Annotated in this window: 1 protein-coding gene; it reads right to left on the bottom strand. The window is 64.2% G+C overall.

Translation table 11 applies throughout. The features are described 5' to 3' along the window. Nucleotides 1–1,628 (bottom strand): methyl-accepting chemotaxis protein (locus tag D6877_RS00925; protein WP_130909560.1); only part of this gene is annotated, 1,628 nt, incomplete at its 3' end. Nucleotides 1,629–1,844: the final 216 nt, after the last annotated feature.

Here is a 1,844-nt window from a genome sequence, read left to right as displayed (position 1 = left end):
CCGGCGCGGGCGGCTTCGATGGCGGCGTTGAGTGCGAGCAGGTTGGTCTGCTCGGCGACGCCGCGAATGGTGTCCACGACCAGTTGAATCTGCTGGCCTTGCTCGCTGACCCGGCCGAGTGCGGCGGCAGTGTCGTTCAGGCGCTGATTGAGCTGCTGAATGCTGGCCGTGGTGCGTTGGCTGTCGCGGCTGCTGTCGGCGGCGATGCGCCGAGTGTGCTGGGCGCTGCCGGAGGCCTGTTCGCAACTCTGCGCGACGCCTTGCGAGGTCGCGGCCAATTGCGTGGCGGCAGCTGCGATCTGGCTGATCTGCAACTGCTGCGCCTCAACTTCACCGAGGGCGCCGCTGGAGTGTTGGTTGAGGCTGCGTACCGCGTTGCTCAACTGCGAGGTCTCGTGGTCGACGCCGAGCATGCTGCTGCGCAGTTGCACCACGGCGACGTTGAGCGCGGTGCTGATCGCTGCCAGCTCATCGCGCCCCACCACCGGCACTTGCAGGCTCAGGTTGCCGTCGCGCAAGGCTTCGGCGAGCAAGGTGATGCCGCTGGCACTGCGGCGGATCGAGGCTTGCAGGCAGACGAACAGGTACAACGCGGCCAGTAGCAGGCAACCGAAGATTGCGGCGACAACAACGAACTGGCGGATCGCCGAGCTGTAATACGCATCGAGCCGCTGATCCAGCGCGACCAGGGATTGCTGGCGCAGGGAAGCGAGGTCGGTGAGCAGCGCGTCGAGGCTGCGTTCGAAGTCCTCTGGCTTGAGGTTGATGCTGCCGCCAAACACACCGTCGTCGAGAACTTTCAGGCCGCTGTCGAGGTGTTTCAGGCTGTCGTGATACTGGCCAGCCCAGGCTTGCAGCTCGGCTGGCAGACGCGCCTCCAGCAGGCCGGCGGTTTTCACCAGTTGCTCGCGGGCGTCCCCGATGCGACTGCGCAGGTCGCGCAACTGCAGGCGGCTCTGCAGGGTGAACTGCCCGGAGACGACCGAAGCCTGGCCGACTGCGGCGAGACGCCCGACCCGCTCGATCAGGTCCGGTGCGTGTTGCGTGGAAATCTGCGTCAGCAGGTAGGTTTCCAGCCACGGTGCGAGAGTCAGGCGATTGTCCATGACGATCTGCTCGCGCAACGCTTGCAGCGCGCCCAGGGCATTGGTGAAGCGGTCATAACCGTCCGGCCACCAGCCGACACTGCTAAGGCTTTTCGAATCAAGGCCATTGAGTGCGGTTTGCAGCGCCTGAAAGCGCTCGAGGATTGCGCCGTCGGCGCCTTGCTGGTTCAGGGCATTGCCCAGCTCGGTGGTGGCTTGCAGCACCGCCGGTTGCACGCCGTCGAAGGCAGCCATGGCGGCGAGGGTGGCCGGTGTCGGCTGACGATTGGTCTCGGTGGCGCGCCAGCGGGCGGCGCGGTCGCGTTGCGCGGCGAGCAGGTTGTCCAGCGCATCCAGCGCGAGCAATTGACGCACACCGGCACGTTCGCCGGCGATCAGATTGAGCTTCTCGCGATAGTCATGGCCGATCATCAACAGGCTGCCGGCCAGCGGCAGAATGAACAGCAGAAACAACAATTGGAATTTACCTGCGAAGCCAAACCGCCCCAGCAATTTGATCCCCGGTGAAAGGAAAGCCTGCATGCCTCATGACTCCTCTGGACACCACGCACCATTGGCGTGCATCGCGAGCTGTTGGCTCACGACCCGTGCCCTCTAAAAGGCCTCGAAAGTTCACCCATGCCCGCTCTGTAGGCCGGCTCTGTAGCGAAACTTCCCATTGTCGAGCGCCTTTGTAAGGCGATCGTGTTCAAGGGCAGAAGCAAGGCAAGATTCAGACCATGGCGTTGCGCTATCACC

It is taken from the genome of Pseudomonas sp. Sample_9, from assembly GCF_004307535.1.
Taxonomy (GTDB): Bacteria; Pseudomonadota; Gammaproteobacteria; order Pseudomonadales; family Pseudomonadaceae; genus Aquipseudomonas; species Aquipseudomonas mercuritolerans.
This window is presented reverse-complemented; position numbering and strand designations above follow the sequence as displayed.